Below are 1,535 nucleotides of genomic sequence, written 5' to 3'. Positions count from 1 at the left end.
TTACTAAAAGATAAAAATAACTCCCCTTTTTCAATCAATTCGCCGCTGGTTTATCTTTCTCAAAAAGCCATCGACCGACGCTTCAAACAAGGAATTAGCATAAAAACCAGCGATTTACCGCCAAATCCTGCTTACATTTCAAGTATTCAACAAACAGGAGCAACTGTCATTTATAAATCTCGGTGGATGAACGCCGTTTTGGTTGAAGCTACCGAAACACAAAAAAATACAATTCTTGCTTTACCCTCGGTCAAAGGAATCGAGTTTAATCGCCCACTCAAACAAGCTCGCCAACAAGTTGTAAAAGATAAATTTTCCATTGAAAACACCGAAAGTTTGAACTATGGCGATGCCACGGCTCAAATTCAATTATTAGGTGCTGACGTAATGCACAATCAGGGTTTTCATGGTGAAGGAATGTTGGTGGCTCTGCTCGACGATGGTTTCTTGAATGTCAATACAAGTGCGTGTTTGCAGCACCTGGTTCAGCAAAACAAAATCGTAAAAGTCTATGATTTTGTGGATAACGATAATACTGTTTATTCACAAGGTGGACACGGTACTGCGGTATTGAGTACAATGGCTGGGTATATTGATAATCAAATGATTAGCCCTGCGTTTGGTGCTTCGGTTGCTTTGTTTCGCACAGAAGATAATGCCTCAGAAACCCCACTCGAAGAAGCAAATTGGCTCTTTGCGGCTGAGATGGCCGATAGTTTGGGAGCTGACATCATTAGTTCGTCGTTGGGTTATAGCATTTTCGATAACTCTGCCGATAATTATACACCTGCCATGATGAATGGCAATACGGCCCTCAGCACTCGAGCCGCTGATTTGGCTGCTTCAACGGGTATGGTTGTTGTAATTTCAGCAGGAAATTCTGGCGGTAATTCTTGGCAAATCATCACAGCACCTGCCGATGCCGATTCGGTTTTGGCGGTTGGTGCAATTACACGAGCTGGCAATTACGCTTCGTTTAGTTCGAGGGGAAATTCGGCCGATGGACGAATCAAACCCGATGTAGTGGCTGTTGGTAGCAATACCGCTCTTTGCAATACTTCAGGATTTGCTTCAACCAGTAACGGAACTTCGTTTTCTGCTCCTTTGGTAGCTGGCTTAGCAGCAGGATTTTGGCAGGCAAATCCGTATCTTACGGCACAAGAAGTAACCACGGCTATTCGTAGGTCAGGGCATCAATTTTCGTCTCCGACCATTCAGTTAGGTTATGGATATGCAAATTTTTCAAGGGCCAATGCCTTTGCCCAAACCGAACTTTCAGTGTCGGCAATTCAGCCAACTACCGATTTGGTTTCGATTAAAATTTTACCATCAAACAAAGCAGATATAGAATTAAAATTCAATAATTCGCTCATTAACAATAACTTACGAATCAGTTTTATTGAGCAAAATACCAAACAAATTCTTTATCAAGATACCTTCGTGCTGACTACCAACCAAACCACCAAAACAATTTCGGCAAATACTATTACGCCCAATATTCTACTCCGAATCGAAGATTTGACGCAAAAGAAGAC

General features: G+C 42.1%; 1 protein-coding gene. It reads left to right on the top strand.

Translation table 11 applies throughout. From position 1 onward, the window contains the following. The coding region (locus tag ACOVO2_RS09515; protein ID WP_421769734.1) for a S8 family serine peptidase at positions 1–1,535 on the top strand (1,535 nt) is incomplete at both ends.

The organism is Emticicia sp. (genome assembly GCF_049241225.1).
Taxonomy (GTDB): Bacteria; Bacteroidota; Bacteroidia; order Cytophagales; family Spirosomataceae; genus Emticicia.
The sequence above is the reverse complement of the archived record's forward strand: the minus strand, read 5'-3'. Positions and strand labels throughout refer to the sequence as shown.